The organism is Enterobacter cloacae complex sp. 2022EL-00981 (genome assembly GCF_028737495.1).
Classification (GTDB): Bacteria; Pseudomonadota; Gammaproteobacteria; order Enterobacterales; family Enterobacteriaceae; genus Enterobacter; species Enterobacter cloacae.
Window position 1 is genome coordinate 1 of the sequence record NZ_JAQZRK010000048.1, and the last position, 26311, is coordinate 26311.

Below are 26311 nucleotides of genomic sequence, written 5' to 3' on the forward strand. Positions count from 1 at the left end.
GTTGCGACGCGCTTCAGCGCTCTGTCGCGAGGTGGCGTATATTACGCTTTCCTCTTTCAGAGTCAACCCTGATTTTCAGGATTTTTTCTCTTCAACCGACCGGGCTGTTTGTGAAGTGATTCACATCTGCCGTGTCGATGGAGGCGCATTATAGGGATCCCATTTTTTAGCACAAGTATTTTTTAGATCTTTTTTTCTGACTGATGATTTTCCGCGCTTTTCGCTGAAATCCCGCCCGATCTGCTTAAATATTGACGTATTTTGCCTTGCCTCGATCCAAAAATATGATCAAAGTCTTCTGTATAGCGCTCATCTGTCGAGGTAGATATGTCTGCAGTACTACGTCCGTATAAAGATCTGTTTCCACAAAAAGGCGATCGCGTGATGATCGATGCCAGCAGTGTGGTCATTGGCGATGTCCGAATGGCCGATGATGTCAGCATCTGGCCGCTCGTTGCGATCAGGGGAGACGTTAACTATGTGGCAATTGGCGCACGCACTAATATTCAGGATGGCAGCGTGCTGCATGTCACCCACAAATCCTCATATAACCCGGACGGCAATCCACTTGTTATAGGAGAAGATGTTACCGTCGGTCATAAAGTCATGCTTCACGGCTGCACTATCGGAAACCGGGTGCTGGTTGGCATGGGATCGATCCTGCTGGATGGTGTCATCGTAGAAGATGATGTGATGATTGGTGCCGGGAGTCTTGTCCCTCAACATAAACGGCTCGAAAGCGGTTATCTCTATTTAGGCAGCCCGGTAAAGCAGATCCGCCCCTTAACAGAAGCGGAAAGAGAAGGTCTGAAATATTCAGCGAATAATTACGTGAAATGGAAAGATGAGTATCTGGATCAGGGCAGCCAGACCCAGCCCTGATCGTCTTCCTGCTGATCGCGGATCAAATCGCTGGCTTCTTCTTCAAGATCCCAGCGATTTTCGCAAAACACCTCTAATGGATTTGAGCCACCAAAGCGGCGCTTGAGCGTTTCACCGCTAACGGCACATGTCAGTTGCATCCCATGCACGAGCACCGGGAAACAGACTGCTTGCTTACTCTCATCCCACTGTTCTCTGTCGGGAAAGTGAATCGCCTGGTTCACGCCGTAAGTTCCTGTTTCAGCTTTTCAATGACAGGTTCGACAGCAGGTAATACACCGTGCCAGAGCAAAACTGCATGCGCAGCCTGCCCCACCAGCATGCCCAGGCCATCAGCCAGCTGTTTCGCGCCGTGTTGTTCACACCAGCTGAGGAAGGGAGTTTTCCCTTTCTGATAAAACATGTCGTAGCAATAGAGGTGGCTGTTTACCAAAGAGGACGGGATCGCCGGTACTTCCCCGCCAATGCCGCTGGAGGTGGCATTAATGATAAGATCAAATTCATGGTGGATAAGATCATCAAGAGCCACCGCACTCACGCTGCCAGTATGTGCAAACAACGCCGCCAACGCTTCCGCCCGGGAAAAGGTGCGATTGGTAATGGTCACTGCACAATCCAGTGAAAGGAGCGGTAACAGTACGCCTCGCGATGCCCCACCAGCACCAATCAACAGAACCCGGAACCCGGGTTTGATAAATGAGAGTCTTTCCAGATCGCTAAGTAAGCCGATTCCGTCAGTGTTGTCACCCAGAAGGCGACCATCCTCCAGCCGTTTAAGCGTATTCACGGCACCCGCAAGAGACGCGCGCTCAGTTAATTCATCCGCACGTTCAAAGGCTTCTTCTTTAAAAGGCACCGTCACATTAGCACCTTTGCCACCCGCGTCAAAAAAAGCATTCAGGGTGGTAACAAAGGCATCAACTGGTGCCAGCACCCGCCCATAGGGATGATCAATCTGCAGTTGTTCAGCAAACTGCTGATGGATCAGCGGCGACTTGCTGTGTGCGATCGGATTACCAAAAACGGCATAGGTTTCCATCATATTACCCCTGGCGAAAACGTTCGCCGGTCAAGGCGTCGCGGATTTCCGACGGATTAAGACGACCTCCGGTTTCACCGACGGCTACCGGGAAGTCATTCCCGAACTGCGCCAGCACCTCTTCGGTGCTCCGGCAAGGAGGCTGCCCGGTAAGGTTGGCACTGGTTGAGACCAGCGGTTTACCAAACGCCAGACATAGCTCTACCACCAGCGGATGATCGGTGACACGGACAGCGAGGGAATCGAAACGCCCTGTTAACCAGCGTGGCGTAGTTGGCTGCGCCGGGAAAACAAAGGTCACCGGCCCTGGCCACGCAGAGAAAACGGTATCCCGTTGCGCCGGCGTGAGCATGGAATCATCAATATAAGGTTTAAGCTGCTCATAATTAGCAGCGATCAAAATCAATCCTTTTTCGACAGGTCTCTGTTTTAGCGTAAGTAAGCGATTCACAGCTGTCTCGCTGTCAGGATCGCAACCGACCCCAAAGACAGCTTCTGTTGGATAGGCGATGACTTCTTCATTTTTCAGGACCTCCACTGCGTGCGCAATGGATCCTGTTGGCAGGTTATTATTCACTGATTTCATCCGCCGAAACCGGCTTTCCACATTGTTTATTGGCGCAAAAGCGTTTCATACCTTGCGCCGTTTTCTTCTCTATAAGTAACGGATAATCGCAATGAGGGCAGGTACCCGCTACCGGTTTGAAATTGATAACGAACTGGCATTCAGGATAACGATCGCAGGAATGGAAGGTTTTACCAAAACGAGAACGACGCTGTACCAGTTGTCCGCGCTGGCACTGGGGGCAGGCGATTGCCGTTTCATCTGGCTTATCAATTTGTTCCGTATGTTCACATTCAGGATAGCGACTGCAACCAATGAACATGCCAAAACGGCCCTGCCGTAACGCCAGTTCGCCTCCACACTTCGGGCAAAGCTGCCCCTCCAGAATTTTAACGATATGTCCGTCCGCCTGGCTTTTCAGGGGACGAACATAATCACATTCCGGATAGTGTGAACAACCGAGAAACGGACCGTGTTTCCCGGACCGAATGACAAGTTCAGCCCCGCACTGTGGGCAGGGCTCGTTTTTATGCACCGTGAACAGTGCTGATTTGGCCATAACAACTCTTGGTGCTGCACATTGAATTAGTGCAGCATACCTTCATTCACTTCAAAGAGTAATTCTTCCATTTGCTGATAGGCATTTTCACAGCCTGGAATATTAAACAGAACCATCAGGATCACCCACTTGAGGTCATCCAGTTCGAACTCTGCCGTATCCAGCGCCATAACGCGCTCTATCACCATTTCTCTTGTTTCGAGGTTTAGCACCTGAATCTGCTCAAGGAATAAGATGAATCCCCGGCAGCTGGCGTCCAGCCTTTCACACTCTTCAGCGGTATAAATGCGCACAGACAATGGGTCAGAAGCAAGCTGCATCGGTTCGGCAAGGCCTTCCTGATAATCAGCCAGTTTTTCCAGCCACATCAACGCATTATAAATATCTTCCCGTTCAAACCCCGCATCGGTAAGATCCTGTGTCAATTTGTCCTGATCCACTCGCATTTCTGCTTCGTTATGGATGTAAGTCTCAAACAAATACATCAGTACGTCGAACATGGCTTGCCCTCCTTAATCGGACATAGCCGCCGGGTACAGCTGCGATCCACCCTGCTAACTCCAGTTCGAGTAGCTGTGCTACCGTTACTGGCACAGGTTGGCCGGCACGTTCAGCGACAACGTCAACAGGTGTTACCTCATCTCCTACGTTAGCCAGGAGGCTGGGAAATGGCAATGCCACCTTCTCCTGATCTGATGAAAAATGTCGCTTTTCGGGTTCATCTGTTAACCAGTGCAAGCCATATTGCAAATTTTCAAGGATGTCCTCGACGCTCGTCACAGGCGTTGCCCCCTGCTTGATGAGCCAGTGGGGACCCTCACACCCCGGGTTACCTATCGGGCCAGGTAAGGCAAAGACTTCTCGCCCCTGTTCTAGCGCATACCGTGCCGTGACGAGTGAGCCGCTTCTTAAAGCGGCCTCCACCACCAGCACGCCCAGACTCAGACCGCTGATGATTCGGTTACGACGTGGAAAATTTGCCGGCCAGGGCGGCGCTGACAGTGGGAACTCCGACACAATAGCCCCCTCTGATTCGATAAGCCGTGCAGCCAGAGCCTGATGCCGACGGGGATAAATGCTAAAAAGCCCGTTTCCAAGCACCGCGACACTTCGCCCTTTTACAGACAGCGCGGCGTGGTGAGCGACGCCGTCAATACCGCAGGCCAGCCCACTGGTGATCGTGAAACCACTTTGTGAAAGTTGTTCGCACAGGATTTTCCCCCATCGCTCACCGTACCAGGATGGCGCGCGGCTACCCACAACCGCCAGTTGAACGGTAATAAGGGCTTCAGGATTGCCTTTAATAAACAATGCGCCGGGGTAGTCAGGGATCGTGCGAAGTAAAGGGGGATAACGAGGATCATCCGCCGTCAGCAGATGGTTCTCCGGCTGTTCAAGCCACGCCAGATTTCGTTGCAGTTCATTTTCATCAAGCGCAAAGAACTGTTGAGCCTGTTTTGTTGCCAGCCCGGCATCTCTGACAACGGCATCATCAATCCTTGTCTGCATAAGTAGTCGCGCTGCCGCTGCGAGCATCTGATCACCACACAGAGAACCTGTGTGGATTAGCCGTAACCATATCTCCGTGGACGTCATCCTATTCCCTGCCATAAGCAGCCTCTGCAATCATTGCGATTGGTCACGGATGCTGTCAATCGATGGGGGATTTGTCTAGAATAGAGATAGTATTCTTATCAACTCCTGAACACGACTCTGGAAATTTATGGCAGTTTTGCAAGTGTTACATATTCCGGACGAGCGCCTTCGCATCGTCGCTGAACCGGTCAAAGAAGTGAATGCAGAAATTCAGCGTATCGTTGATGATATGTTCGATACCATGTACGCCGAAGAAGGCATTGGCCTTGCGGCAACTCAGGTGGACATTCACAAGCGTATTATCGTGATCGACGTTTCTGAGAATCGCGATGGCCGTCTGGTGCTGATCAACCCTGAGCTGTTGGAAAAGAGCGGTGAAACAGGTATTGAGGAAGGTTGTCTGTCCATTCCTGAACAGCGTGCTTTAGTTCCACGTGCCGAAAAAGTGAAAATTCGCGCCCTGGATCGTGAAGGCAACCCGTTCGAACTGGAAGCAGACGATCTGCTGGCGATTTGTATTCAGCATGAGATGGATCACCTGGTCGGTAAACTGTTTATCGATTACCTCTCACCACTGAAGCAGCAACGTATTCGTCAGAAAGTAGAGAAACTGGATCGTTTGCGCTCTCGCGCATAACATCCCCCCGGATACAAGGATCATCGTGTCTAAAACACTACGTATTATCTTCGCGGGTACCCCTGATTTTGCAGCGCGTCATCTTGACGCGCTGTTATCTTCTGGCCACCAGGTTGTTGGCGTGTTTACCCAACCGGATCGCCCGGCAGGCCGTGGTAAAAAGCTCATGCCCAGCCCGGTGAAAGTGCTGGCAGAAGAACATGGGTTACCCGTTTACCAGCCCGCATCCTTACGACCTCAGGAAAATCAGGAACTTGTTGCCGACCTCAATGCTGATGTCATGGTGGTGGTGGCTTACGGCTTAATTCTGCCAAAAGCCGTGCTTGATATGCCTCGTTTGGGGTGTGTCAACGTACATGGTTCGTTGCTTCCACGCTGGCGTGGCGCGGCACCGATCCAACGCTCGTTGTGGGCGGGTGATGCTGAAACCGGCGTCACCATCATGAAGATGGATGTAGGTTTAGACACCGGCGACATGCTGTATAAGCTGGCCTGTCCAATTACCGCCGACGACACCAGTGCCACGCTGTATGACAAACTGGCGGACCTGGGTCCACAGGGACTCATCAAAACCTTGCAGCAGCTTGCTGATAATACGGCTACCCCTGAAGTTCAGGATGAGACCCTGGTGACCTACGCCGAAAAACTCAGCAAAGAAGAGGCGCGGATCGACTGGTCCCTCTCCGCCGCACAGCTTGAGCGTTGCATTCGCGCCTTTAATCCATGGCCAATGAGCTGGATGGTGATCGATGAGCAACCCGTTAAAGTCTGGAAAGCGTCCGTCATTGAAGGCAATACGTCTGCTGAGCCGGGTACAATTATCGAAGCCAGCAAAAATGGTATCCAGGTGGCAACCTCGGAAGGGATCCTGAATCTGGAATCACTGCAGCCTGCGGGTAAAAAGGCGATGAGTGCTCAGGATCTGTTAAATTCCCGTCGCGAATGGTTTATCCCTGGCTCTCGCCTTGCCTGAGCAAATTTATTCTTAAGGCCCGGTGTTTCCGGGCATTTTTATTTTTACGGTTATGAAAAAACAAAATCTACGCAGTCTGGCGGCACAGGCCGTTGAGCAGGTTGTCGAGCAGGGTCAATCACTGAGTAATGTCCTGCCTCCACTGCAGCAAAAAGTGTCCGACAAAGACAAAGCTCTGCTTCAGGAGCTCTGTTTTGGCGTCCTGCGCACCCTTTCTCAGCTTGAATGGCTGATTAATAAGCTGATGTCGCGCCCAATGACCGGTAAGCAGCGTACCGTCCATTATTTGATTATGGTTGGCTTCTATCAGCTTCTTCATACCCGCATCCCACCTCATGCTGCGTTGGCTGAGACGGTAGAAGGTGCCGTCGCGATTAAACGTCCCCAGCTCAAAGGGCTGATCAACGGCGTACTGCGTCAGTTGCAGCGTCAACAGGAAGAACTTCTGGCAGAATTTGCAAAAAGCGAAACCCGTTTCCTTCATCCTGACTGGCTTCTGAATCGCCTCAAAAAAGCGTATCCGCAGCGGTGGCAGGATATTGCTGACGCAAATAATCAACGTCCGCCGATGTGGTTACGCGTTAACCGTAATCATCATACCCGCGATGCATGGCTGGCCTTGCTGGAAGAAGCCGGAATGAGTGGATTCGCGCATGATGCTTATCCTGATGCCGTGCGTTTAGCCTCCCCTGTGCCGGTGCATGCCTTACCCGGATTCGATGAAGGCTGGGTAACCGTTCAGGATGCCTCTGCTCAGGGCTGTATGACATGGCTCGACCCCAAAAATGGCGAACAGATCCTCGACCTGTGTGCCGCGCCTGGGGGCAAAACAACGCATATTCTGGAAGTCGCACCGCAGGCCAGCGTAATGGCTGTGGATGTTGATGAGCAGCGACTTTCGCGTGTCTACGACAACCTTAAGCGTTTAGGTATGAAGGCGCAGGTCAAGCAAGGCGACGGACGTAAGCCCACAGAATGGTGCGGCGAGACTCAATTCGACCGCATTTTGCTGGATGCTCCCTGCTCGGCAACCGGCGTTATACGTCGTCACCCGGACATTAAGTGGCTGCGTCGCGACCGTGATATTAAGGAACTTGCGCAGCTGCAATCCGAGATCCTTGACGCTATCTGGCCACACCTGAAGCCTGGCGGAACGCTGGTCTATGCCACCTGTTCCATTCTTCCGGAGGAGAATAGCCAGCAAATTTCAGCCTTCCTTAAACGCACTCCTGGCGCTACGCTGCGCGATACGGGGACACCGGAGCACCCGGGCCAGCAGAACCTGCCCGGCGCTGAAGAGGGTGATGGCTTCTTTTACGCTAAGCTAATCAAAGAGTGATGTTGAGAACAGGTCACGAGATATGAAAATTATCATTCTGGGCGCAGGACAGGTCGGCGGGACGCTGGCGGAAAACCTTGTAGGTGAAAACAACGACATTACGATCGTCGATACCAACGGCGATCGACTGCGCGTTCTGCAGGATAAATTTGACCTTCGCGTTGTGCAGGGGCACGGTTCGCATCCACGTGTCCTCCGTGAAGCCGGTGCTGACGATGCCGATATGTTAGTGGCCGTGACCAGCTCGGATGAGACCAATATGGTCGCTTGTCAGGTGGCCTATTCGCTTTTCAACACGCCTAACCGAATTGCCCGTATCCGCTCCCCGGATTATGTCCGCGATGCGGAAAAACTCTTTAACTCAGAAGCGGTACCAATCGACCACCTTATCGCACCAGAACAGCTGGTTATCGATAATATTTATCGCCTGATCGAATATCCCGGTGCACTGCAGGTCGTGAACTTTGCAGAAGGGAAAGTGAGTCTGGCCGTCGTTAAGGCCTATTATGGCGGTCCGTTGATCGGAAACGCGCTGTCTACGATGCGCGAACATATGCCGCATATAGATACCCGCGTCGCAGCCATTTTCCGTCACGACAGACCGATTCGACCTCAGGGCTCGACCATTGTCGAAGCAGGAGATGAAGTTTTCTTCATTGCTGCCTCTCAACATATTCGTGCCGTTATGAGTGAACTTCAGCGCCTCGAAAAGCCCTATAAACGCATTATGCTGGTCGGCGGGGGTAATATCGGCGCAGGTCTCGCTCGCCGTCTGGAAAAAGACTATAGCGTGAAGTTGATCGAGCGCGATCAACAGCGCGCCTCTGAACTTGCTGAAAAACTACAAAACACGATCGTGTTTTATGGCGATGCATCAGATCAGGAATTACTGGCAGAAGAGCATATCGATCAAGTTGATCTGTTTATTGCCGTCACCAACGACGATGAAGCAAATATTATGTCCGCCATGCTCGCCAAGCGCATGGGAGCAAAAAAGGTCATGGTACTTATTCAGCGTCGTGCCTATGTTGACCTGGTGCAGGGGAGCGTAATTGATATTGCGATTTCACCGCAGCAGGCAACGATTTCCGCACTGTTGAGCCACGTTCGTAAAGCAGACATTGTTGGTGTGTCCTCACTGCGTCGCGGCGTCGCTGAAGCCATTGAAGCTGTCGCTCACGGTGATGAAACCACATCGCGCGTGGTGGGACGCGCCATCGATGAAATTAAGCTGCCACCCGGCACAATTATCGGCGCCGTAGTACGCGGGAATGATGTCATGATTGCCAATGATAATTTGCGTATTGAACAAGGCGATCACGTTATTATGTTCCTGACCGATAAAAAATTTATTACCGACGTCGAACGTTTATTCCAGCCAAGTCCATTCTTCCTGTAATGATTCAGGTGCTCGCGATAGAGCACCTGAGTATTATCCTTCTGATTCCTGTGCCTTTTATTTTCATAACGTTTATTTATCCCCAATGGCAATTAGCTAATCATTTGTTAAACTTATAGTCGTCAGCTGGCACAAGGAGAACATAATGAGTTTTGTTAAAGAATTTCGCGAATTTGCGATGCGCGGAAATGTGGTGGATTTGGCAGTGGGTGTCATTATTGGTGCAGCGTTCGGCAAGATCGTTTCATCTTTAGTGGCTGATATTATCATGCCACCTTTAGGGCTATTAATTGGGGGCATTGATTTCAAACAATTCGCCTTCACGCTTCGGGAAGCACAGGGGGATATCCCGGCAGTGGTGATGCACTATGGCGTGTTTATTCAGAACGTATTTGATTTCGTGATCGTCGCGTTTGCCATTTTTATGGCCATCAAGCTTATCAACAAGCTCAACCGTAAAAAAGAAGAGCCTGCTGCAGCGCCCGCGCCTACGAAAGAAGAAGTATTACTGACTGAAATTCGCGATCTGTTAAAAGAGCAGAATAACCGCGTTTAACAGCTAAAAGCAGGAAGACCAGTGGTAAATAAGCGATTCGCTTGCTTGCCACTGGCCTCCCAGTTACCCCGTTTTGCATGTTTGTTTTTACGCAGATAACTTCCCTTCCCTTTTTTGTTCTTTTCAACTCGCTGTCGAAAAAGCGGGTCGTGAAGCAAAGCCTCAATTGCATTATCTTTAATTTGTCCCTTCGTATGTTGATAGTGACTCATAATTTCTCCTGAGCATGATTAATGTCGAGGGGAGTCTAGACCCGGACTGATAAAAAATCAACAACCCCGGGTTTCCCCACTTGCCCCTTGTTCAAGGGCCTCCAGAATAGAACAATAGACACTGCTGTGAGCCGTACCACAGCACGCATCATTCAACCTTTGCAGAGAGCGCTGCATGGTTTGCAGTTCCTGAATACGCGCTTCAACTTCATCCAGCCTGGCCTGAACAATGCTTTTCGATTCCTGGCAGGTGTGATGTGCCGGATCGATACGGATCGACAATAACTCACGGATCGAATCCAGCGTGAATCCCAGTTGGCGTGCATAACGAATAAACCGCAGCCGTTGCAGATCGTTGTCGGTATAGAGCCGGAACCCACCTTCGGTTCGCACCTCGTGATCAATCATCTGCTGTTTTTCATAGTAACGGATGGTATCCGGCGTCACGTTAGCAAGCTTTGCAAGTTCACCGATACGATACATGGCTATTCCTCGTTTATTTTCTGCATCAATCTTTCACTATACTCGCCATGCAGAAAATCAGTCGCAATTCCTGCCTGTCGTAGCTTGAGTTCAACCAGAGCCAACCGCCGGCTTAGTTCTCCATGACGGGGATCGTCTTTCCGTATCCCTTTTAGCAGGTCAGTAAGCTCAATCGCCTCTTTGCGCTGTTCAAGCTCGGGAGGCAGACACCCCGCATTTTTCAGTAAGCGATATCCAGCCCGTAGTTCAGGGGGTATATGCGAATCATCTTCCAGTATTAGCGGTTCACCGCTACCGGACAGGTTATCGAATTCGCCTTTTGTTTGGGCATCGCGAATATGGCGTTCTGCCCACTGGTCGAGCAACCACATCATAAACTCCAGGGGATGAACAAAATTAATACAGATATTGTAGAGAAGTGGGGATAGTGCGGATATAAAAAAACCCGCCGGAGCGGGTTTTTTTACGTTACTGCAGATTACTCTGCAGCAGCTTCTGCTTTCGACTCAGAACGATCAACCAGCTCGATGTAAGCCATCGGAGCGTTGTCGCCTGCACGGAAGCCACACTTCAGAATGCGAGTGTAACCACCGGCACGGCTCGCGAAACGCGGGCCCAGCTCGTTAAACAGTTTTGCCACGATCTCGTTATCACGAGTACGGGCGAATGCCAGACGACGATTAGCAACGCTGTCAGTCTTGGCAAGAGTAATCAGCGGCTCAACTACACGACGCAGCTCTTTCGCTTTAGGCAGGGTCGTCTTGATGATTTCATGACGAACCAGTGAACCTGCCATGTTGCGGAACATAGCCTGGCGATGGCTGCTGTTGCGGTTCAGTTGACGACCACTCTTACGATGGCGCATGACCTTATCCTTCTCAGTAAAACCTTAACCTGTGATCCGGTTACTCGTCAGCAATGCTTGCTGGTGGCCAGTTTTCCAGGCGCATGCCCAGAGACAGACCACGTGAAGCCAGCACGTCTTTAATCTCAGTAAGAGATTTTTTACCCAGGTTCGGCGTTTTCAGCAACTCAACCTCGGTACGCTGTACCAGATCACCGATATAGTGGATAGCTTCTGCCTTGAGGCAGTTAGCAGAGCGGACAGTCAATTCGAGATCGTCAACAGGGCGCAGCAGGATCGGATCGAATTCTGGTTTCTCTTCTTTCACTTCCGGCTGACGTACATCACGTAAGTCAACGAAAGCTTCCAGTTGTTCTGCCAGGATGGTTGCCGCACGACGAATCGCCTCTTCAGGATCGATTGTGCCATTGGTTTCCATTTCGATGACCAGCTTGTCCAGGTCGGTACGCTGTTCTACACGCGCTGCTTCAACATTGTAGGCAATACGCTCTACAGGGCTGTAGCATGCGTCGACCAGCAGACGGCCGATTGGGCGCTCATCTTCTTCCGAATGAATTCGGGCAGAAGCCGGCACATAACCACGACCGCGCTGAACTTTGATACGCATGCTAATAGCTGCGTTCTCATCGGTCAGGTGGCAGATCACGTGCTGCGGCTTGACGATTTCAACATCACCGTCGTGGGTGATGTCGGCTGCAGTCACAGGGCCAATGCCAGATTTATTCAGAGTAAGAATAACTTCATCTTTACCCTGAACTCTCACCGCCAGCCCTTTCAGGTTGAGCAGGATTTCAAGGATATCTTCCTGAACGCCTTCTTTGGTGCTGTACTCATGAAGTACACCATCAATCTCAACCTCGGTCACCGCGCAACCCGGCATCGATGAGAGCAGAATACGGCGCAGTGCGTTACCCAGAGTATGGCCAAAGCCACGCTCTAAAGGCTCAAGGGTCACCTTGGCGTGCGTCGAACTCACTTGCTCGATATCTACCAGGCGCGGTTTTAGAAACTCTGTCACAGAACCCTGCATTGTGTCCTCTCTTTGGTACTAAGCTTTACTTGGAGTAAAGCTCGACGATCAGGTGTTCGTTAATGTCCGCAGACAGATCAGAACGTTCTGGCTGACGCTTGAACGTACCTTCCATCTTGCCAGCATCAACTTCCAGCCAGGTTGGCTTTTCACGCTGCTCAGCCAGCTCCAGAGCGGCTTTCACGCGAGATTGCTTTTTCGCTTTCTCACGAATGCTAACAACGTCATTCGCTTTAACCTGATAAGAAGCGATGTTAACAACACGACCGTTTACCATGATTGCTTTGTGGCTAACCAGCTGGCGTGATTCAGCACGAGTAGCGCCGAAGCCCATACGGTATACAACGTTGTCCAGACGACCTTCCAGCAGAGCCAGCAGGTTTTCACCTGTGTTGCCTTTCAGACGCGCTGCTTCTTTATAGTAGTTACGGAACTGACGCTCCAGCACACCGTAGATACGGCGAACTTTTTGCTTTTCACGCAACTGCACACCATAGTCAGACAGACGCGGTTTACGCGCACCGTGCTGGCCAGGAGCTTGTTCAATTTTACACTTGGTATCGATCGCGCGAACGCCAGACTTAAGGAATAAGTCGGTGCCCTCACGACGGCTCAGCTTGAGCTTAGGACCCAAATATCTTGCCATTTTCTATCTCCAACTAACCTAAAAAACGAGCGTTATACGCGACGTTTTTTCGGCGGACGACAACCGTTATGAGGGATCGGAGTCACATCAGTAATATTAGTGATGCGGAAACCAGCGGCGTTCAGAGCGCGAACAGTAGATTCACGACCCGGACCCGGACCTTTAACCATAACTTCCAGATTCTTGATGCCGTATTCTTTTACGGCTTCTGCGCAACGCTCTGCTGCAACCTGAGCTGCAAACGGAGTGGATTTGCGAGAACCACGGAAACCGGAACCACCGGCTGTTGCCCAACCCAATGCGTTACCCTGACGATCAGTAATAGTAACGATGGTGTTGTTGAAAGAAGCATGGATATGAGCCACGCCGTCAGAGACTTGTTTTCTTACACGTTTACGTGCACGAATTGGTGCCTTTGCCATTATTCAATCACCCCGATTATTTCTTGATCGGTTTGCGCGGACCCTTACGGGTACGTGCGTTGGTCTTAGTACGCTGACCGCGCACTGGCAGACCACGACGATGACGCAAACCGCGATAGCAACCAAGATCCATCAGGCGCTTGATGCTCATGCTGATTTCACGGCGCAGATCACCTTCAACGACAAATTTGGCAACTTCGTCACGCAGCGTGTCGATTTGTCCTTCAGACAGCTCACTGATCTTAACATCTTCAGCGATACCCGCTGCAGCCAGGATGGCTTTAGAACGGGTCTTGCCGATGCCGTAGATCGAAGTTAATGCGATCACAGCATGTTTCTGATCAGGAATGTTAATGCCTGCTATACGGGCCACTATGCACTCCTACTATTTAATATGTACGCACCATGCTGAAAAGCCCGTTTTCAGGATACTCAAATGGAAACGTACAGACATACAAAAGATTGGCTGGCTAATCTAGCCAGCTCAACCCAACTTTGCAAGAAAAATATGCGAAATAATCAGCCTTGGCGCTGTTTATGCTTCGGCTCGGCACTGCAAATCACACGGATGACACCATCACGCTTAACGATTTTGCAGTTACGGCATAATTTCTTGACGGAAGCACGAACTTTCATTTTTACTCTCCGTAACTTCTCAGGCGACCAATTAGCGGCCGTAGCCTTTCAGGTTCGCCTTCTTCAATGCAGACTCATACTGACTGGACATCATCAGAGTTTGCACTTGAGCCATAAAGTCCATAATCACGACAACAACGATAAGCAGTGAGGTCCCACCGAAGTAGAACGGTACTTTCATTGCATCACGCATGAACTCCGGGATCAGGCAGATAAAAGTAATATAAAGCGCACCAACCAAAGTCAGGCGAGTCATTACTTTATCGATATACTTCGCCGTTTGCTCTCCCGGACGAATTCCTGGTACAAATGCACCGGACTTCTTCAGGTTATCTGCTGTTTCACGCGGGTTGAAGACCAACGCCGTGTAGAAGAAACAGAAGAAGATGATCGCAGACGCATAGAGTAACACATAAAGTGGTTGCCCAGGCTGCAAATACAGCGAAATTGTTGTCAGCCAGTTCCAACCAGTACCGCCCCCGAACCATGACGCGATGGTTGCCGGGAACAGAATAATACTGGAAGCGAAGATCGCCGGGATTACCCCTGCCATATTCACTTTCAGCGGCAAATGTGTGCTCTGTGCAGCATAGACACGACGACCCTGCTGACGTTTCGCGTAGTTCACCACAATGCGGCGTTGACCACGTTCAACGAAGACAACAAAGAACGTCACTGCAAATACTAATACTGCAACCAACAGCAACAGGAGGAAGTGCAGGTCGCCTTGACGCGCTTGCTCGATAGTATGGGCGATGGCTGGCGGGAGACCCGCAACAATACCGGCGAAGATAATGATTGAGATACCGTTACCGATACCACGTTCAGTAATCTGTTCGCCGAGCCACATCAGGAACATTGTCCCTGTGACCAGACTAACAACAGCGGTGAAATAGAATGCAAAGCCTGGGTTTAAGACCAGGCCCTGCATACCAGGCATATTCGGAAGACCGGTAGCAATACCGATCGACTGGAATATTGCCAGCACCAGAGTACCGTAGCGGGTGTACTGACTAATCTTACGACGTCCAGACTCCCCTTCTTTCTTCAGTTCTGCCAGGGCCGGATGAACGACCGTCAGCAGCTGGATAATAATGGATGCCGAAATATACGGCATAATACCCAGCGCGAAGATAGAAGCACGGCTGAGAGCACCACCAGAGAACATGTTAAACATTTCAATGATGGTGCCTCGCTGTTGCTCAAGCAGTTTGGCAAGTACAGCGGCATCGATACCAGGGATCGGAATAAAAGAGCCAATACGGAACACAATCAGCGCGCCGATTACAAACAGCAGTCTGCGTTTCAGCTCACCAAATCCACCTTTGGCACTTTGAAAATCTAATCCCGGTTGCTTAGCCATCTGCTACTTATTCCTCAATTTTACCGCCAGCAGCTTCGATAGCAGCACGAGCACCTTTAGTAACACGCAGGCCACGAACAGTTACCGGAGTAGAAACTTCACCAGCCAGGATCACTTTCGCGAACTCGATCTGGATACCGATAATGTTAGCTGCTTTCAGCGTGTTCAGGTCTACAACGCCGCCTTCAACTTTCGCCAGGTCAGACAGACGGACTTCCGCTGTGATCGCTGCTTTGCGAGAAGTGAAGCCGAACTTCGGCAGACGACGGTACAGTGGCATCTGGCCACCCTCGAAACCGCGACGTACGCCACCGCCAGAACGAGAGTTCTGACCTTTGTGACCACGACCACCGGTTTTGCCGAGGCCAGAACCGATACCACGACCCAGGCGTTTACCCGCCTTTTTAGAGCCTTCGGCCGGAGACAGAGTATTTAAACGCATCTCTTACTCCTCAACTTTAACCATGAAGTAAACCGCGTTGACCATACCGCGAACAGCAGGAGTATCCTCGCGCTCAACGGTATGACCAATACGACGCAGACCCAGGCCAAGCAGCGTTGCCTTGTGTTTCGGCAGACGACCGATTGCACTGCGGGTTTGAGTGATTTTAATAGTCTTTGCCATGGTCAATTACCCCAGAATTTCTTCAACGGATTTACCACGCTTGGCAGCGACCATTTCTGGAGAATTCATATTTTCCAGGCCATCAATAGTTGCACGAACCACGTTGATCGGGTTGGTGGAACCGTATGCTTTAGCCAGAACGTTATGAACCCCAGCAACTTCCAGAACGGCGCGCATTGCACCACCGGCGATGATACCGGTACCTTCTGAAGCTGGCTGCATGAATACACGAGAACCCGTGTGAACACCTTTAACTGGGTGCTGCAGGGTGCCGTTGTTCAGCGCGACGTTAATCATATTGCGACGGGCTTTTTCCATCGCTTTCTGGATCGCTGCTGGAACTTCACGCGCTTTACCGTAACCAAAACCAACGCGACCGTTACCATCGCCAACTACAGTCAGAGCTGTGAAGGAGAAAATACGACCACCTTTAACGGTTTTAGATACGCGGTTTACCGCGATCAGCTTTTCCTGCAGTTCGCCAGCTTGTTTTTCGATGTGAGCCATCTTACACCTCTACCTTAGAACTGAAGGCCAGCTTCACGGGCAGCATCTGCCAGTGCCTGGACACGACCATGATATTGGAACCCGGAACGGTCAAAGGATACATTGCTGATGCCTTTTTCCAGAGCGCGTTCAGCAACAGCTTTACCTACAGCTGCAGCAGCGTCTTTGTTACCGGTGTACTTCAATTGTTCTGCGATAGCTTTTTCTACAGTAGAAGCAGCTACCAGAACTTCAGAACCGTTCGGTGCAATTACCTGTGCGTAAATGTGACGCGGGGTACGATGTACCACCAGGCGAGTTGCACCCAGCTCTTTGAGCTTGCGGCGTGCGCGGGTCGCACGACGGATACGAGCAGATTTCTTATCCATAGTGTTACCTTACTTCTTCTTAGCCTCTTTGGTACGCACGACTTCGTCGGCGTAACGAACACCCTTGCCTTTATAAGGCTCAGGACGACGGTAGGCGCGCAGATCTGCTGCAACCTGGCCAATCAGCTGTTTATCAGCGCCTTTCAGCACGATCTCAGTCTGAGTTGGACATTCTGCAGTGATACCGGCCGGCAGCGGATGCTCAACAGGGTGAGAGAAGCCCAGAGACAGGCCTACTGCATTCCCTTTGATCGCTGCACGATAACCTACACCAACCAGCTGCAGCTTCTTAGTGAAGCCTTCGGTAACACCGATAACCATTGAGTTCAGCAGGGCACGCGCGGTACCAGCCTGAGCCCAGCCGTCTGCGTAACCATCACGCGGACCGAAGGTCAGAGCATTATCTGCATGTTTAACTTCAACAGCATCGTTGAGAGTACGAGTCAGCTCGCCGTTTTTACCTTTGATCGTAATAACCTGACCGTTGATTTTTACATCAACGCCGGCAGGAACAACGACCGGTGCTTTAGCAACACGAGACATTTTTTCCTCCGATTAGGCTACGTAGCAGATAATTTCGCCGCCAAGACCAGCCTGGCGCGCTGCACGATCAGTCATAACACCTTTAGAGGTAGAAACAACTGCGATACCCAGACCGGCCATAACTTTTGGCAGCTCATCTTTTTTCTTATAGATGCGCAGACCTGGGCGGCTGACACGCTGAATGCTTTCTACAACAGCTTTACCCTGGAAGTACTTAAGAGTCACTTCCAGTTCCGGCTTGGTGTCGCCTTCAACTTTAAAATCTTCAATAAAACCTTCGTCCTTCAGCACGTTGGCGATTGCCACTTTCAGCTTGGAGGAAGGCATGGTGACCGCAGCTTTATTCGCGGCCTGACCGTTACGGATACGGGTCAGCATATCCGCGATCGGATCTTGCATGCTCATCTGTCTTTACTCCCGTGATTCAATTGGTGACAATTACCAGCTAGCCTTTTTCAAGCCTGGCACTTCACCGCGCATGGCGGCTTCACGCAGCTTAATACGGCTCAACCCGAACTTGCCCACATAACCATGTGGACGACCTGTTTGACGGCAGCGGTTACGCTGACGAGACGGGCTGGAATCACGCGGCAGAGTTTGCAGCTTGAGAACTGCGTTCCAACGATCTTCGTCGGAAGCGTTCACATCAGAGATGATCGCTTTCAGTTCAGCGCGTTTAGCGAAGAATTTATCAGCTAAAGCTACGCGTTTTACTTCGCGTGCTTTCATTGATTGCTTAGCCATTCAGTAACCCTACCTTACTTGCGGAACGGGAAGTCAAAGGCAGCCAGCAGAGCACGGCCTTCTTCGTCAGATTTCGCAGTAGTGGTAATGGTAATATCCAAACCACGCACGCGGTCGACTTTATCGTAGTCGATTTCTGGGAAGATGATCTGCTCACGGACACCCATGCTGTAGTTACCACGACCGTCGAATGACTTAGCGGACAGGCCACGGAAGTCACGGATACGAGGTACAGCAATAGTGATCAGGCGCTCAAAGAACTCCCACATGCGTTCGCCACGCAGAGTTACTTTACAGCCGATCGGATAGCCCTGACGGATTTTGAAGCCTGCAACTGATTTGCGTGCTTTGGTGATCAGCGGTTTTTGACCGGAGATTGCTGTCAGGTCAGCTGCTGCGTTATCCAGCAGTTTCTTGTCAGCGATCGCTTCACCAACACCCATGTTCAGGGTGATCTTCTCGACCCGAGGGACTTGCATGACAGAATTGTAGTTAAACTCAGTCATGAGTTTCTTAACTACTTCGTCTTTGTAGTAATCATGCAGTTTCGCCATCGTACTACTCCAAATTACTTGATAGTTTCGCTGTTAGACTTGAAGAAACGGACTTTTTTGCCGTCTTCGAATCTAAAGCCTACACGGTCAGCCTTGCCGGTTGCCGCATTGAAGATTGCAACGTTAGAAACCTGAATAGCAGCTTCTTTTTCAACGATGCCGCCTGGTTGGTTCAGGGCCGGAACCGGCTTCTGATGTTTCTTAACCAGGTTGATACCTTCAACAATGACCTTGCCGGAAGACAGGACATTTTTTACTTTACCGCGTTTACCTTTATCTTTACCGGTTAACACGATAACTTCGTCATCACGACGGATTTTCGCTGCCATGATTCGCTCCTTAGAGTACTTCTGGTGCCAGAGAGATAATTTTCATGAACTTCTCAGTACGAAGTTCACGAGTTACCGGCCCAAAGATACGCGTGCCGATTGGCTGCTCGCTGTTATTGTTCAAAATAACGCATGCATTACCATCGAAGCGAATGACAGAACCGTCAGGGCGACGAACACCCTTCTTGGTGCGCACCACTACCGCTTTCAGCACATCACCTTTTTTGACCTTACCACGTGGAATTGCTTCTTTGATGGTGATCTTGATGATGTCGCCTACGCCTGCGTAGCGACGGTGCGAGCCACCCAGAACCTTGATACACATTACGCGACGTGCACCGGAGTTGTCGGCGACGTTCAGCATAGTCTGTTCTTGGATCATTTTAGTGCTCCGCTAATGTCAACTACTACCTGAGACTCTAAAATCAGAGCCGTTAAAAAGCCCCATATCGAGGGCGCGGCATTATAACACCGCTTCTGCAATATGGGTAGAAAAAATAAACGGCTCATCGCTGAGCCGTTTATTCGTATCGAGAACGGGTACTGTATTACAGAACCGCTTTCTCTACAACGCGAACCAGCGTCCAGGACTTAGTCTTGGACAGTGGACGGCATTCACGGATTTCAACCTTGTCGCCGATACCACATTCGTTGTTCTCGTCATGTACGTGCAGTTTGGTCGTACGCTTGATGAATTTACCGTAGATCGGGTGTTTCACAATGCGTTCGATAGCAACAACGATGGATTTCTCCATTTTGTCGCTAACAACACGACCTTGCAGAGTACGGATTTTATCGGTCATTACGCACCCGCCTTCTCAGTCAGTAAAGTCTTAACGCGTGCAACATTGCGACGCACTTGCTTCAGCAGGTGGGTCTGTTGCAGCTGGCCACTTGCAGCCTGCATACGCAGGTTGAACTGCTCGCGCAGCAGGTTCAGCAGCTCAGCGTTCAGCTCTTCAACGCTCTTTTCACGCAGCTCTTTTGCTTTCATTACATCACCGTCTTAGTTACAAAGGTGGTTTTGATAGGCAGTTTCGCTGCTGCCAGGCCGAAGGCTTCACGGGCCAGCTCTTCCGGAACACCGTCCATTTCATACAGGACTTTGCCCGGTTGGATCAAGGCAACCCAGTACTCCACGTTACCTTTACCTTTACCCATACGAACTTCCAGCGGCTTCTCGGTGATCGGTTTGTCCGGGAATACACGGATCCAGATCTTACCTTGACGCTTAACTGCACGGGTCATTGCACGACGTGCTGCTTCGATCTGACGTGCAGTCAGACGACCACGGCCAACAGCTTTCAGACCGAAAGTGCCGAAGCTAACATCCGTACCCTGCGCCAGACCACGGTTGCGGCCTTTGTGCACTTTACGGAATTTTGTACGCTTTGGTTGTAACATCAGCGACGCTCCTTATTTACGGCCTTTACGCTGCTGCTTTTTAGGTTGAGCAGCCGGTTTTTCCGGTTGTTCAACAGCAGCCATACCACCCAGGATCTCACCTTTGAAGATCCATACCTTAACGCCGATTACACCGTAAGTGGTGTGCGCTTCAGAGGTGTTGTAGTCGATGTCAGCACGCAGAGTGTGCAGCGGTACGCGACCTTCACGGTACCATTCGGTACGTGCGATTTCCGCGCCGCCCAGACGGCCGCTAACTTCAACTTTGATACCTTTAGCGCCCAGACGCATTGCGTTCTGTACAGCACGCTTCATAGCACGACGGAACATAACACGACGTTCCAGCTGAGAAGTGATGCTGTCAGCAACCAATTTAGCGTCCAGTTCAGGCTTACGAACTTCAGCGATATTGATCTGTGCAGGAACGCCAGCGATATCCGCTACGACCTTGCGCAGTTTTTCTACGTCTTCGCCTTTCTTACCGATAACGATGCCAGGACGAGCAGTGTGAATAGTCACACGGATGCTCTTAGCTGGACGCTCGATAACGATACGAGATACAGACGCTTTAGCCAGTTCCTTCGTCAGGTACTGACGTACTTTAAAATCGCTGTCCAGGTTGTCAGCGAATTCTTTGGTGTTCGCAAACCAGGTAGAGTTCCATGGTTTTACAATACCCAGGCGAATACCATTAGGATGTACTTTCTGACCCATTGCTAGTCTCCAGAGTCTCAGCGATCGGACACAACCACAGTAATGTGGCTGGTGCGCTTCAGGATGCGATCTGCACGACCTTTCGCACGCGGCATAATGCGCTTCATGCTTGGGCCTTCATCTACGAAAATTTTCGCGACTTTCAGATCGTCGATGTCAGCGCCATCGTTGTGTTCAGCGTTAGCAATGGCAGATTCCAGTACTTTCTTGACCAATACCGCAGCTTTCTTGTTGGTATAGGTCAGGATGTCCAGGGCCTGCGACACTTTCTTACCGCGAATCAGGTCAGCAACAAGGCGAACCTTCTGTGCAGAAGAACGAGCATGGCGATGTTGAGCTAAAGTTTCCATCTCTTCCTCCTACCTTATTTCTTCTTCGCTTTTTTATCAGCAGCGTGGCCGCGATAAGTACGAGTCGGTGCGAATTCACCCAGTTTGTGACCAACCATTTCGTCGGTAACAAAGACTGGAACGTGCTGACGACCATTATGGACAGCGATGGTCAAACCGATCATGTTAGGAAAGATCGTTGAACGACGGGACCAAGTGCGCAGGGGCTTCTTGTCTCCGCTTTCCACCGCTTTCTCTACCTTCTTCAGCAAGTGCAGGTCAATAAAAGGACCTTTCTTGAGAGAACGTGGCATGGCTTATCCTCTAAAATTATTTGCTACGGCGACGTACGATAAATTTATCAGTACGCTTGTTGCTGCGGGTCTTCTTACCTTTGGTCTGAACGCCCCACGGAGTTACCGGGTGCTTACCAAAGTTACGACCTTCACCACCACCATGTGGGTGGTCTACTGGGTTCATCGCAGTACCGCGAACGGTAGGACGAACACCACGCCAGCGTGCAGCACCAGCTTTACCCAGAACGCGCAGCATATGCTCAGCATTGCCAACTTCGCCCAGAGTAGCGCGGCAGTCTGCTTCGACTTTACGCATTTCACCAGAACGCAGACGCAGGGTGACATAAGCACCGTCACGCGCAACGATCTGAACGTAAGTACCCGCGGAACGCGCCAGCTGACCGCCTTTACCTGGTTTCATTTCTACGTTATGAACGGTAGAACCAACCGGGATATTGCGCATCGGCAGGGTGTTGCCTGCTTTGATTGCAGCATCAACGCCAGACTGAATCTGGTCGCCAGCTTTCAGGCCTTTAGGGGCCAGGATGTAACGGCGTTCGCCATCTTTGTACAGAACCAGCGCGATGTTCGCGGAACGGTTCGGATCGTACTCAAGACGCTCAACAACTGCTGGGATACCGTCTTTGTTGCGTTTGAAGTCAACAATACGATAAGCCTGCTTGTGGCCACCACCGATGTGACGAGTGGTGATACGGCCATTGTTGTTACGACCACCGGATTTGCTGTTTTTTTCCAGCAACGGAGCAAAAGGTTTGCCCTTGTGCAGCTCAGGGTTAACCACTTTAACTACGTGGCGACGACCCGGAGATGTCGGTTTACATTTAACAACTGCCATTGTATTACTCCTCCGACTTACTCAGCGCCGCCAACGAAGTCCAGGTTCTGGCCTTCTTTCAGGGTGACGTAAGCTTTTTTCCAGTCGCTACGACGACCGATACGCTGTCCGTGACGTTTAACTTTCCCTTTAACTACCAGGGTGTTAACGACTTCGACTTCGACTTCAAACAGTTTCTGCACAGCAGCTTTGATCTCTGCTTTGGTCGCGTCTTTAGCAACTTTGAGAACGATGGTGTTTGTTTTTTCCATCGCAGTAGACGCTTTTTCAGAAACGTGCGGTGCGCGCAGCACCTTCAGCAGACGTTCTTCACGAATCATGCCAGCATCTCCTCAACTTGCTTAACAGCATCAGCAGTCATTACGACTTTGTCGAAGGCGATCAGGCTAACCGGGTCGATACCAGTCGCGTCGCGTACGTCAACCTTGTGCAGGTTGCGCGCGGCCAGGAACAGGTTCTCGTCCAGCTCACCGGTGATGATCAGCACATCTTCCAGAGCCATGTCTTTCAGTTTCTGTGCCAGCAGCTTAGTTTTAGGCGCTTCTACAGAGAACTTCTCGACAACGATCAGACGATCCTGACGTACCAGTTCGGACAGGATGCTTTTCAGCGCGCCGCGGTACATCTTTTTGTTAACTTTTTGACTGTGGTCCTGTGGACGCGCAGCGAAGGTCACGCCACCTGAACGCCAGATCGGGCTCTTGATAGAACCTGAACGCGCACGGCCGGTACCTTTCTGGCGCCATGGCTTTTTGCCAGAACCAGTTACTTCAGCACGAGTCTTCTGAGCACGAGTACCCTGACGAGCACCAGCTGCATAAGCAACAACAACCTGGTGAACCAGCGCTTCGTTGAAATCACGACCGAAGGTAGTTTCGGAAACAGTCAGCGCGCTCTGCGCGTCTTTCAATACTAATTCCATTGCTATCCCCTTACGCCTTCACAGCTGGTTTAACGATCAGGTCGCTACCGGTTGCACCCGGGACCGCACCTTTAACCAGCAGCAGGTTGCGCTCAGCGTCAACACGTACTACGTCCAGGCTCTGAACAGTTACACGTTCGTTGCCCAGCTGACCTGCCATTTTCTTGCCTTTGAACACTTTGCCCGGAGTCTGGTTCTGACCGATAGAACCCGGAACGCGGTGAGACAAGGAGTTACCGTGAGTAGCGTCCTGGGTACGGAAGTTCCAGCGCTTAACGGTACCAGCAAAACCTTTACCTTTAGAGGTACCGGTTACGTCAACTTTTTTAACGTCAGCAAACAGCTCAACGCTAATGTCCTGACCTACGGTGAACTCTTCGCCTTCAGCAAGACGGAATTCCCACAGACCACGGCCAGCTTCAACGCCAGCTTTAGCGAAGTGACCCGCTTCTGGTTTGGTTACACGGTTAGCTTTTTTAGCACCAGTGGTAACCTGAATAGCGCGGTAGCCATCGTTAGCCAGATCTTTAACCTGAGTAACGCGGTTTGCTTCAACTTCGATTACGGTTACTGGGATAGAAACGCCATCTTCAGTGAAGATGCGGGTCATACCCACTTTTTTACCGACTAAACCAATCATTGTTTCAACCTCTCAATCGCTCGATGACCTGATTAACCCAGGCTGATCTGCACGTCTACACCGGCAGCCAGATCCAGACGCATCAGAGCATCAACGGTTTTCTCAGTTGGCTCAACGATGTCAACCAGACGCTTGTGAGTGCGGATTTCGTACTGATCACGCGCGTCTTTGTTAACGTGCGGGGAGATCAAAACGGTGAAGCGCTCTTTGCGGGTCGGCAGCGGGATCGGACCACGGACTTGCGCACCAGTGCGCTTAGCAGTCTCGACGATTTCCGCGGTTGATTGATCGATCAGACGATGATCAAACGCTTTAAGGCGGATACGGATTCTTTGGTTCTGCATGAGACCAGAGCTCCAATTATTTTATAAACGAAAATGATTACTCCTCAAACCCATTACGATTGATGGGAGAGTGTAACCGTTCTTACGTAGCTCCCCAATTGGGAGCATTGTTGAGTAACAAAATGAGTCACTCCGGTTCAGATTGAACCCGCCGTCAATTACGACAAGCCCGCGCATTATACGTAAATCTGGGCAAGACGCAAGTGCCGTTTAGAATTTAAGCGCTAATGGTGTACCTTACGTAAGGCCTCGCACTTTTTTCTGCAATCCGTCCCCTTTCTTCTGTTCTTATGAAACCACTACGCAATTACATTTTTTGGCTATTGCCAGGCATTCGTGGTGTGAAGAGTATTCGCTGAAATTCACCTTGAGGTTTCGTTCATGCTTACTCTCCTCCCCTTCCTGCTCATCTATTTTGTTCTCTCAGGTTTACTGGTGCGTGAAGATATTCGCTCAGGCATTCTCCCTGATAAATACCTCTGTCCCCTGTTATGGGCTGGTTTGCTCTATCAACTCTGTCTTCACCCTGATTTTCTGCCTGGCGCAGTGGTCGGGGCGATGGCAGGGTATGTCGGCTTTGCCATGATCTACTGGGGTTATCGGCTTATATTTCGCCGTGAAGGGATGGGCTATGGCGATGTGAAGTATCTTTCGGCACTCGGTGCATGGCATGGTTGGTGCGTGTTGCCCGAACTGGCACTGGTTGCCGCACTATTGGCGCTGCTCTACTTTCTTATGACTTCGTTGTTCAACCCTGCCAGACGGACATTAAAAAACCCACTGCCTTTTGGGCCATTTCTGGCGGCAGCGGGTTTATGTGTAGGTTGGCAGACGCTGGTTAATCTTCCACTTTAATCTGCGACTGGAGATAGTTTTGCAGGCCAATTTTGCCAATGAGATCCAGCTCGGTTTCCAGCCAGTCGATATGCCCTTCTTCATCGGCCAGAATCTGGATCATCATATCGCGGCTAACGTAGTCATGGACGCTGTCTGCGTAGGCAATAGCTTCGCGAAGGTCTTTTGCGCCTTCAAGTTCAAGTCTGAGATCGGATCGCAGCATCTCTTCAACATCTTCACCGATGCCGAGTTTACCGAGGTCCTGCAGGTTAGGGATGCCTTCGAGAAATAAAATACGCTCGATATATTTATCGGCATGTTTCATCTCATCTATGGATTCGTGATACTCAACGTCGTTGAGGCGCATGAGGCCCCAGTTTTTAAACATTCTCGCATGGAGAAAATACTGATTGATTGCGACAAGCTCATTTCCCAATAATTTATTGAGATAACTTATGATTTTAACATCACCTTTCATTATATAGTCCCTCCGCTTCCACTCATTGAAGCGTAGATCGGGCTACAGGGATGTCAAAAAAAAGATGGGCGCTTACGCGATCTCTTTGTATTCCGGGATCTGCATCAGTTCATCCTGCATGATTTCACGCGCTGCGCGTACGCATTTACCGCATTGATTTCCCACTGGAACAAACTTGCGAAGTTGCTGGAAGGACTGTGGCTGAAACTGGCGAACGGCCTGACGTATTTTTTTGTCACTCACACCATTACATAAACAAACGTACATAAAGACTCCCGTTCAAAATATGCGCAAAGTGTAAGTGAGAATGGTTATGATTACAATAGCACAAACGCCAGTATACGGGGCGGGAGCAAACAAAAAATGCGAAAATTTGTGACAAGTACACACGCTAAGAAAACAAAAAAGGACGCCGAAGCGTCCTTTTTTTATTCAGGGATAATTAATTAGCCCAGAACTTTAGCAACAACGCCCGCGCCAACGGTACGGCCGCCTTCACGGATTGCGAAACGCAGACCGTCGTCCATCGCGATTGGGTGGATCAGAGTCACAACCATCTTGATGTTGTCGCCTGGCATTACCATCTCTACGCCTTCTGGCAGTTCGATGGTACCGGTCA

At 50.6% G+C, this 26311-nt stretch carries 46 protein-coding genes and 1 pseudogene; 7 read left to right on the forward strand and 40 right to left on the reverse strand.

From position 1 onward, the window contains the following. Window positions 1–327: 327 nt before the first annotated feature. Window positions 328–882 (forward strand): gamma carbonic anhydrase family protein, encoded by a 555-nt coding sequence (locus PUZ33_RS24110; RefSeq protein WP_038986042.1) that lies wholly within the window; start codon window positions 328–330, stop codon window positions 880–882. Here PUZ33_RS24110 and PUZ33_RS24115 read toward each other — a convergent pair. Genes PUZ33_RS24115 through dprA form a run of 6 tightly spaced genes read right to left on the reverse strand, consistent with a single transcriptional unit; the run spans window position 858 to window position 4641 of the window. Then, the gene (locus PUZ33_RS24115; RefSeq protein ID WP_020684886.1) at window positions 858–1106 is read right to left on the reverse strand and encodes a DUF1488 domain-containing protein; all 249 of its coding nucleotides are present in this window, start codon (window positions 1104–1106) and stop codon (window positions 858–860) included. The two genes, PUZ33_RS24110 and PUZ33_RS24115, sit on opposite strands and share 25 nt — an antisense overlap. Next, complete coding sequence (aroE, locus tag PUZ33_RS24120; RefSeq protein ID WP_038986050.1) at window positions 1103–1921, reverse strand: shikimate dehydrogenase; 819 nt, start codon at window positions 1919–1921, stop codon at window positions 1103–1105. Before aroE ends, PUZ33_RS24115 begins: the two co-directional genes overlap by 4 nt. A 4-nt stretch (window positions 1922–1925) precedes the next feature. Continuing rightward, complete coding sequence (gene tsaC / locus PUZ33_RS24125; RefSeq protein ID WP_029883848.1) at window positions 1926–2498, reverse strand: L-threonylcarbamoyladenylate synthase type 1 TsaC; 573 nt, start codon at window positions 2496–2498, stop codon at window positions 1926–1928. After that, the gene (locus PUZ33_RS24130) at window positions 2491–3045 is read right to left on the reverse strand and encodes a DNA topoisomerase family protein (RefSeq protein ID WP_058681243.1); all 555 of its coding nucleotides are present in this window, start codon (window positions 3043–3045) and stop codon (window positions 2491–2493) included. Before PUZ33_RS24130 ends, tsaC begins: the two co-directional genes overlap by 8 nt. A 26-nt stretch (window positions 3046–3071) precedes the next feature. Further along, a complete protein-coding gene (gene smg, locus PUZ33_RS24135) occupies window positions 3072–3545 on the reverse strand; it encodes a DUF494 family protein Smg (protein WP_013099011.1) in 474 nt (157 codons plus the stop codon). Then, window positions 3517–4641 (reverse strand): DNA-protecting protein DprA, encoded by a 1125-nt coding sequence (gene dprA / locus PUZ33_RS24140; protein WP_058681242.1) that lies wholly within the window; start codon window positions 4639–4641, stop codon window positions 3517–3519. Before dprA ends, smg begins: the two co-directional genes overlap by 29 nt. Window positions 4642–4768: 127 nt before the next feature. Between dprA and def the strand changes: the two genes are divergently transcribed. From def to mscL, 5 genes are all read left to right on the forward strand, one after another. Beyond that, entirely contained in the window at window positions 4769–5278 is a 510-nt protein-coding gene (def, locus tag PUZ33_RS24145) for a peptide deformylase (protein WP_013099013.1), read from the forward strand. Window positions 5279–5303: 25 nt separating this feature from the next. Then, complete coding sequence (gene fmt, locus PUZ33_RS24150) at window positions 5304–6251, forward strand: methionyl-tRNA formyltransferase (RefSeq protein ID WP_058681241.1); 948 nt, start codon at window positions 5304–5306, stop codon at window positions 6249–6251. A 52-nt stretch (window positions 6252–6303) separates the two neighbouring features. After that, window positions 6304–7590, forward strand: coding sequence for a 16S rRNA (cytosine(967)-C(5))-methyltransferase RsmB (gene rsmB, locus PUZ33_RS24155; protein WP_058681244.1), 1287 nt, complete (start codon window positions 6304–6306; stop codon window positions 7588–7590). Window positions 7591–7612: 22 nt separating this feature from the next. Continuing rightward, window positions 7613–8989, forward strand: coding sequence for a Trk system potassium transporter TrkA (gene trkA / locus PUZ33_RS24160; protein WP_013099016.1), 1377 nt, complete (start codon window positions 7613–7615; stop codon window positions 8987–8989). A gap of 145 nt (window positions 8990–9134) precedes the next feature. Continuing rightward, the gene (gene mscL / locus PUZ33_RS24165) at window positions 9135–9545 is read left to right on the forward strand and encodes a large-conductance mechanosensitive channel protein MscL (RefSeq protein ID WP_013099017.1); all 411 of its coding nucleotides are present in this window, start codon (window positions 9135–9137) and stop codon (window positions 9543–9545) included. Here mscL and PUZ33_RS24170 read toward each other — a convergent pair. From PUZ33_RS24170 to rpsJ, 31 genes are all read right to left on the reverse strand, one after another. After that, window positions 9542–9757: an alternative ribosome-rescue factor A gene (locus PUZ33_RS24170; RefSeq protein WP_013099018.1), complete on the reverse strand. Its 216-nt coding sequence runs from the start codon at window positions 9755–9757 to the stop codon at window positions 9542–9544. The two genes, mscL and PUZ33_RS24170, sit on opposite strands and share 4 nt — an antisense overlap. 57 nt (window positions 9758–9814) lie before the next feature. Then, window positions 9815–10240, reverse strand: coding sequence for a Zn(2+)-responsive transcriptional regulator (zntR, locus tag PUZ33_RS24175; protein ID WP_013099019.1), 426 nt, complete (start codon window positions 10238–10240; stop codon window positions 9815–9817). 2 nt (window positions 10241–10242) lie between these two features. Next, window positions 10243–10611 (reverse strand): DUF1992 domain-containing protein, encoded by a 369-nt coding sequence (locus PUZ33_RS24180; RefSeq protein WP_013099020.1) that lies wholly within the window; start codon window positions 10609–10611, stop codon window positions 10243–10245. 107 nt (window positions 10612–10718) lie between these two features. After that, complete coding sequence (rplQ, locus tag PUZ33_RS24185) at window positions 10719–11105, reverse strand: 50S ribosomal protein L17 (protein ID WP_001216372.1); 387 nt, start codon at window positions 11103–11105, stop codon at window positions 10719–10721. Window positions 11106–11145: 40 nt separating this feature from the next. Next, on the reverse strand, window positions 11146–12135 hold the full coding sequence (locus PUZ33_RS24190) for a DNA-directed RNA polymerase subunit alpha (protein ID WP_002919219.1): 990 nt from the start codon (window positions 12133–12135) through the stop codon (window positions 11146–11148). A gap of 25 nt (window positions 12136–12160) precedes the next feature. After that, on the reverse strand, window positions 12161–12781 hold the full coding sequence (rpsD, locus tag PUZ33_RS24195) for a 30S ribosomal protein S4 (RefSeq protein WP_003863314.1): 621 nt from the start codon (window positions 12779–12781) through the stop codon (window positions 12161–12163). Window positions 12782–12813: 32 nt separating this feature from the next. Next, window positions 12814–13203 carry a 30S ribosomal protein S11 gene (rpsK, locus tag PUZ33_RS24200; protein ID WP_003031137.1) on the reverse strand — a complete coding sequence of 130 codons (390 nt, stop codon included), beginning with the start codon at window positions 13201–13203 and terminating at the stop codon, window positions 12814–12816. A 16-nt stretch (window positions 13204–13219) separates the two neighbouring features. Then, window positions 13220–13576: a 30S ribosomal protein S13 gene (gene rpsM, locus PUZ33_RS24205; protein ID WP_013099021.1), complete on the reverse strand. Its 357-nt coding sequence runs from the start codon at window positions 13574–13576 to the stop codon at window positions 13220–13222. Between the two features lie 146 nt (window positions 13577–13722). Further along, window positions 13723–13839 carry a 50S ribosomal protein L36 gene (rpmJ, locus tag PUZ33_RS24210; protein WP_000868187.1) on the reverse strand — a complete coding sequence of 39 codons (117 nt, stop codon included), beginning with the start codon at window positions 13837–13839 and terminating at the stop codon, window positions 13723–13725. A 31-nt stretch (window positions 13840–13870) separates the two neighbouring features. Further along, window positions 13871–15202 carry a preprotein translocase subunit SecY gene (gene secY, locus PUZ33_RS24215; RefSeq protein ID WP_003863305.1) on the reverse strand — a complete coding sequence of 444 codons (1332 nt, stop codon included), beginning with the start codon at window positions 15200–15202 and terminating at the stop codon, window positions 13871–13873. Between the two features lie 7 nt (window positions 15203–15209). After that, window positions 15210–15644: a 50S ribosomal protein L15 gene (gene rplO, locus PUZ33_RS24220; protein ID WP_013099022.1), complete on the reverse strand. Its 435-nt coding sequence runs from the start codon at window positions 15642–15644 to the stop codon at window positions 15210–15212. A gap of 3 nt (window positions 15645–15647) precedes the next feature. After that, a complete protein-coding gene (gene rpmD / locus PUZ33_RS24225; RefSeq protein WP_003863301.1) occupies window positions 15648–15827 on the reverse strand; it encodes a 50S ribosomal protein L30 in 180 nt (59 codons plus the stop codon). A 6-nt stretch (window positions 15828–15833) separates the two neighbouring features. Then, window positions 15834–16334 carry a 30S ribosomal protein S5 gene (gene rpsE / locus PUZ33_RS24230; protein WP_003863299.1) on the reverse strand — a complete coding sequence of 167 codons (501 nt, stop codon included), beginning with the start codon at window positions 16332–16334 and terminating at the stop codon, window positions 15834–15836. A 14-nt stretch (window positions 16335–16348) separates the two neighbouring features. After that, entirely contained in the window at window positions 16349–16702 is a 354-nt protein-coding gene (rplR, locus tag PUZ33_RS24235) for a 50S ribosomal protein L18 (protein WP_013099023.1), read from the reverse strand. Between the two features lie 9 nt (window positions 16703–16711). Then, window positions 16712–17245: a 50S ribosomal protein L6 gene (rplF, locus tag PUZ33_RS24240; RefSeq protein WP_013099024.1), complete on the reverse strand. Its 534-nt coding sequence runs from the start codon at window positions 17243–17245 to the stop codon at window positions 16712–16714. A 12-nt stretch (window positions 17246–17257) separates the two neighbouring features. Next, window positions 17258–17650, reverse strand: coding sequence for a 30S ribosomal protein S8 (gene rpsH / locus PUZ33_RS24245; RefSeq protein ID WP_013099025.1), 393 nt, complete (start codon window positions 17648–17650; stop codon window positions 17258–17260). Window positions 17651–17683: 33 nt separating this feature from the next. Further along, a complete protein-coding gene (rpsN, locus tag PUZ33_RS24250) occupies window positions 17684–17989 on the reverse strand; it encodes a 30S ribosomal protein S14 (RefSeq protein WP_013099026.1) in 306 nt (101 codons plus the stop codon). Between the two features lie 14 nt (window positions 17990–18003). Next, window positions 18004–18543, reverse strand: a complete 540-nt coding sequence (rplE, locus tag PUZ33_RS24255) for a 50S ribosomal protein L5 (protein ID WP_001096202.1) — start codon at window positions 18541–18543, stop codon at window positions 18004–18006. 14 nt (window positions 18544–18557) lie between these two features. Next, a complete protein-coding gene (gene rplX / locus PUZ33_RS24260) occupies window positions 18558–18872 on the reverse strand; it encodes a 50S ribosomal protein L24 (RefSeq protein ID WP_000729185.1) in 315 nt (104 codons plus the stop codon). Window positions 18873–18882: 10 nt separating this feature from the next. Further along, a complete protein-coding gene (gene rplN, locus PUZ33_RS24265; protein ID WP_002919748.1) occupies window positions 18883–19254 on the reverse strand; it encodes a 50S ribosomal protein L14 in 372 nt (123 codons plus the stop codon). A 166-nt stretch (window positions 19255–19420) separates the two neighbouring features. After that, complete coding sequence (gene rpsQ, locus PUZ33_RS24270) at window positions 19421–19675, reverse strand: 30S ribosomal protein S17 (RefSeq protein WP_008503489.1); 255 nt, start codon at window positions 19673–19675, stop codon at window positions 19421–19423. Then, on the reverse strand, window positions 19675–19866 hold the full coding sequence (gene rpmC, locus PUZ33_RS24275; RefSeq protein WP_013099027.1) for a 50S ribosomal protein L29: 192 nt from the start codon (window positions 19864–19866) through the stop codon (window positions 19675–19677). The genes rpsQ and rpmC overlap by 1 nt, the downstream gene beginning before the upstream one ends. Then, window positions 19866–20276 (reverse strand): 50S ribosomal protein L16, encoded by a 411-nt coding sequence (gene rplP / locus PUZ33_RS24280; protein ID WP_002919759.1) that lies wholly within the window; start codon window positions 20274–20276, stop codon window positions 19866–19868. Before rplP ends, rpmC begins: the two co-directional genes overlap by 1 nt. A gap of 12 nt (window positions 20277–20288) precedes the next feature. Next, the gene (gene rpsC / locus PUZ33_RS24285; protein WP_000529945.1) at window positions 20289–20990 is read right to left on the reverse strand and encodes a 30S ribosomal protein S3; all 702 of its coding nucleotides are present in this window, start codon (window positions 20988–20990) and stop codon (window positions 20289–20291) included. A gap of 17 nt (window positions 20991–21007) precedes the next feature. Then, window positions 21008–21340, reverse strand: a complete 333-nt coding sequence (rplV, locus tag PUZ33_RS24290) for a 50S ribosomal protein L22 (protein WP_002919773.1) — start codon at window positions 21338–21340, stop codon at window positions 21008–21010. Window positions 21341–21354: 14 nt separating this feature from the next. Then, window positions 21355–21633, reverse strand: a complete 279-nt coding sequence (gene rpsS / locus PUZ33_RS24295; RefSeq protein ID WP_001138117.1) for a 30S ribosomal protein S19 — start codon at window positions 21631–21633, stop codon at window positions 21355–21357. A gap of 16 nt (window positions 21634–21649) precedes the next feature. Continuing rightward, window positions 21650–22471 carry a 50S ribosomal protein L2 gene (gene rplB, locus PUZ33_RS24300; protein WP_000301859.1) on the reverse strand — a complete coding sequence of 274 codons (822 nt, stop codon included), beginning with the start codon at window positions 22469–22471 and terminating at the stop codon, window positions 21650–21652. Window positions 22472–22488: 17 nt separating this feature from the next. After that, the gene (gene rplW, locus PUZ33_RS24305) at window positions 22489–22791 is read right to left on the reverse strand and encodes a 50S ribosomal protein L23 (RefSeq protein WP_000617546.1); all 303 of its coding nucleotides are present in this window, start codon (window positions 22789–22791) and stop codon (window positions 22489–22491) included. Then, complete coding sequence (gene rplD / locus PUZ33_RS24310; protein ID WP_000424395.1) at window positions 22788–23393, reverse strand: 50S ribosomal protein L4; 606 nt, start codon at window positions 23391–23393, stop codon at window positions 22788–22790. The genes rplW and rplD overlap by 4 nt, the downstream gene beginning before the upstream one ends. Window positions 23394–23403: 10 nt before the next feature. Then, the gene (rplC, locus tag PUZ33_RS24315) at window positions 23404–24033 is read right to left on the reverse strand and encodes a 50S ribosomal protein L3 (protein WP_003863274.1); all 630 of its coding nucleotides are present in this window, start codon (window positions 24031–24033) and stop codon (window positions 23404–23406) included. Window positions 24034–24065: 32 nt separating this feature from the next. Then, entirely contained in the window at window positions 24066–24377 is a 312-nt protein-coding gene (gene rpsJ, locus PUZ33_RS24320; RefSeq protein ID WP_001181005.1) for a 30S ribosomal protein S10, read from the reverse strand. A 381-nt stretch (window positions 24378–24758) separates the two neighbouring features. Between rpsJ and PUZ33_RS24325 the strand changes: the two genes are divergently transcribed. Further along, window positions 24759–25232 carry a prepilin peptidase gene (locus tag PUZ33_RS24325; protein ID WP_058681240.1) on the forward strand — a complete coding sequence of 158 codons (474 nt, stop codon included), beginning with the start codon at window positions 24759–24761 and terminating at the stop codon, window positions 25230–25232. Here the strand turns inward: PUZ33_RS24325 and bfr are convergent. The 3 genes and pseudogenes from bfr to tuf all read right to left on the reverse strand — a co-directional run. After that, window positions 25216–25692, reverse strand: a complete 477-nt coding sequence (gene bfr / locus PUZ33_RS24330; protein WP_013099029.1) for a bacterioferritin — start codon at window positions 25690–25692, stop codon at window positions 25216–25218. The two genes, PUZ33_RS24325 and bfr, sit on opposite strands and share 17 nt — an antisense overlap. A 72-nt stretch (window positions 25693–25764) precedes the next feature. Then, window positions 25765–25959 (reverse strand): bacterioferritin-associated ferredoxin, encoded by a 195-nt coding sequence (gene bfd, locus PUZ33_RS24335; protein ID WP_008503493.1) that lies wholly within the window; start codon window positions 25957–25959, stop codon window positions 25765–25767. Between the two features lie 179 nt (window positions 25960–26138). After that, a pseudogene (tuf, locus tag PUZ33_RS24340) lies at window positions 26139–26311 on the reverse strand (elongation factor Tu); the annotation flags it as partial.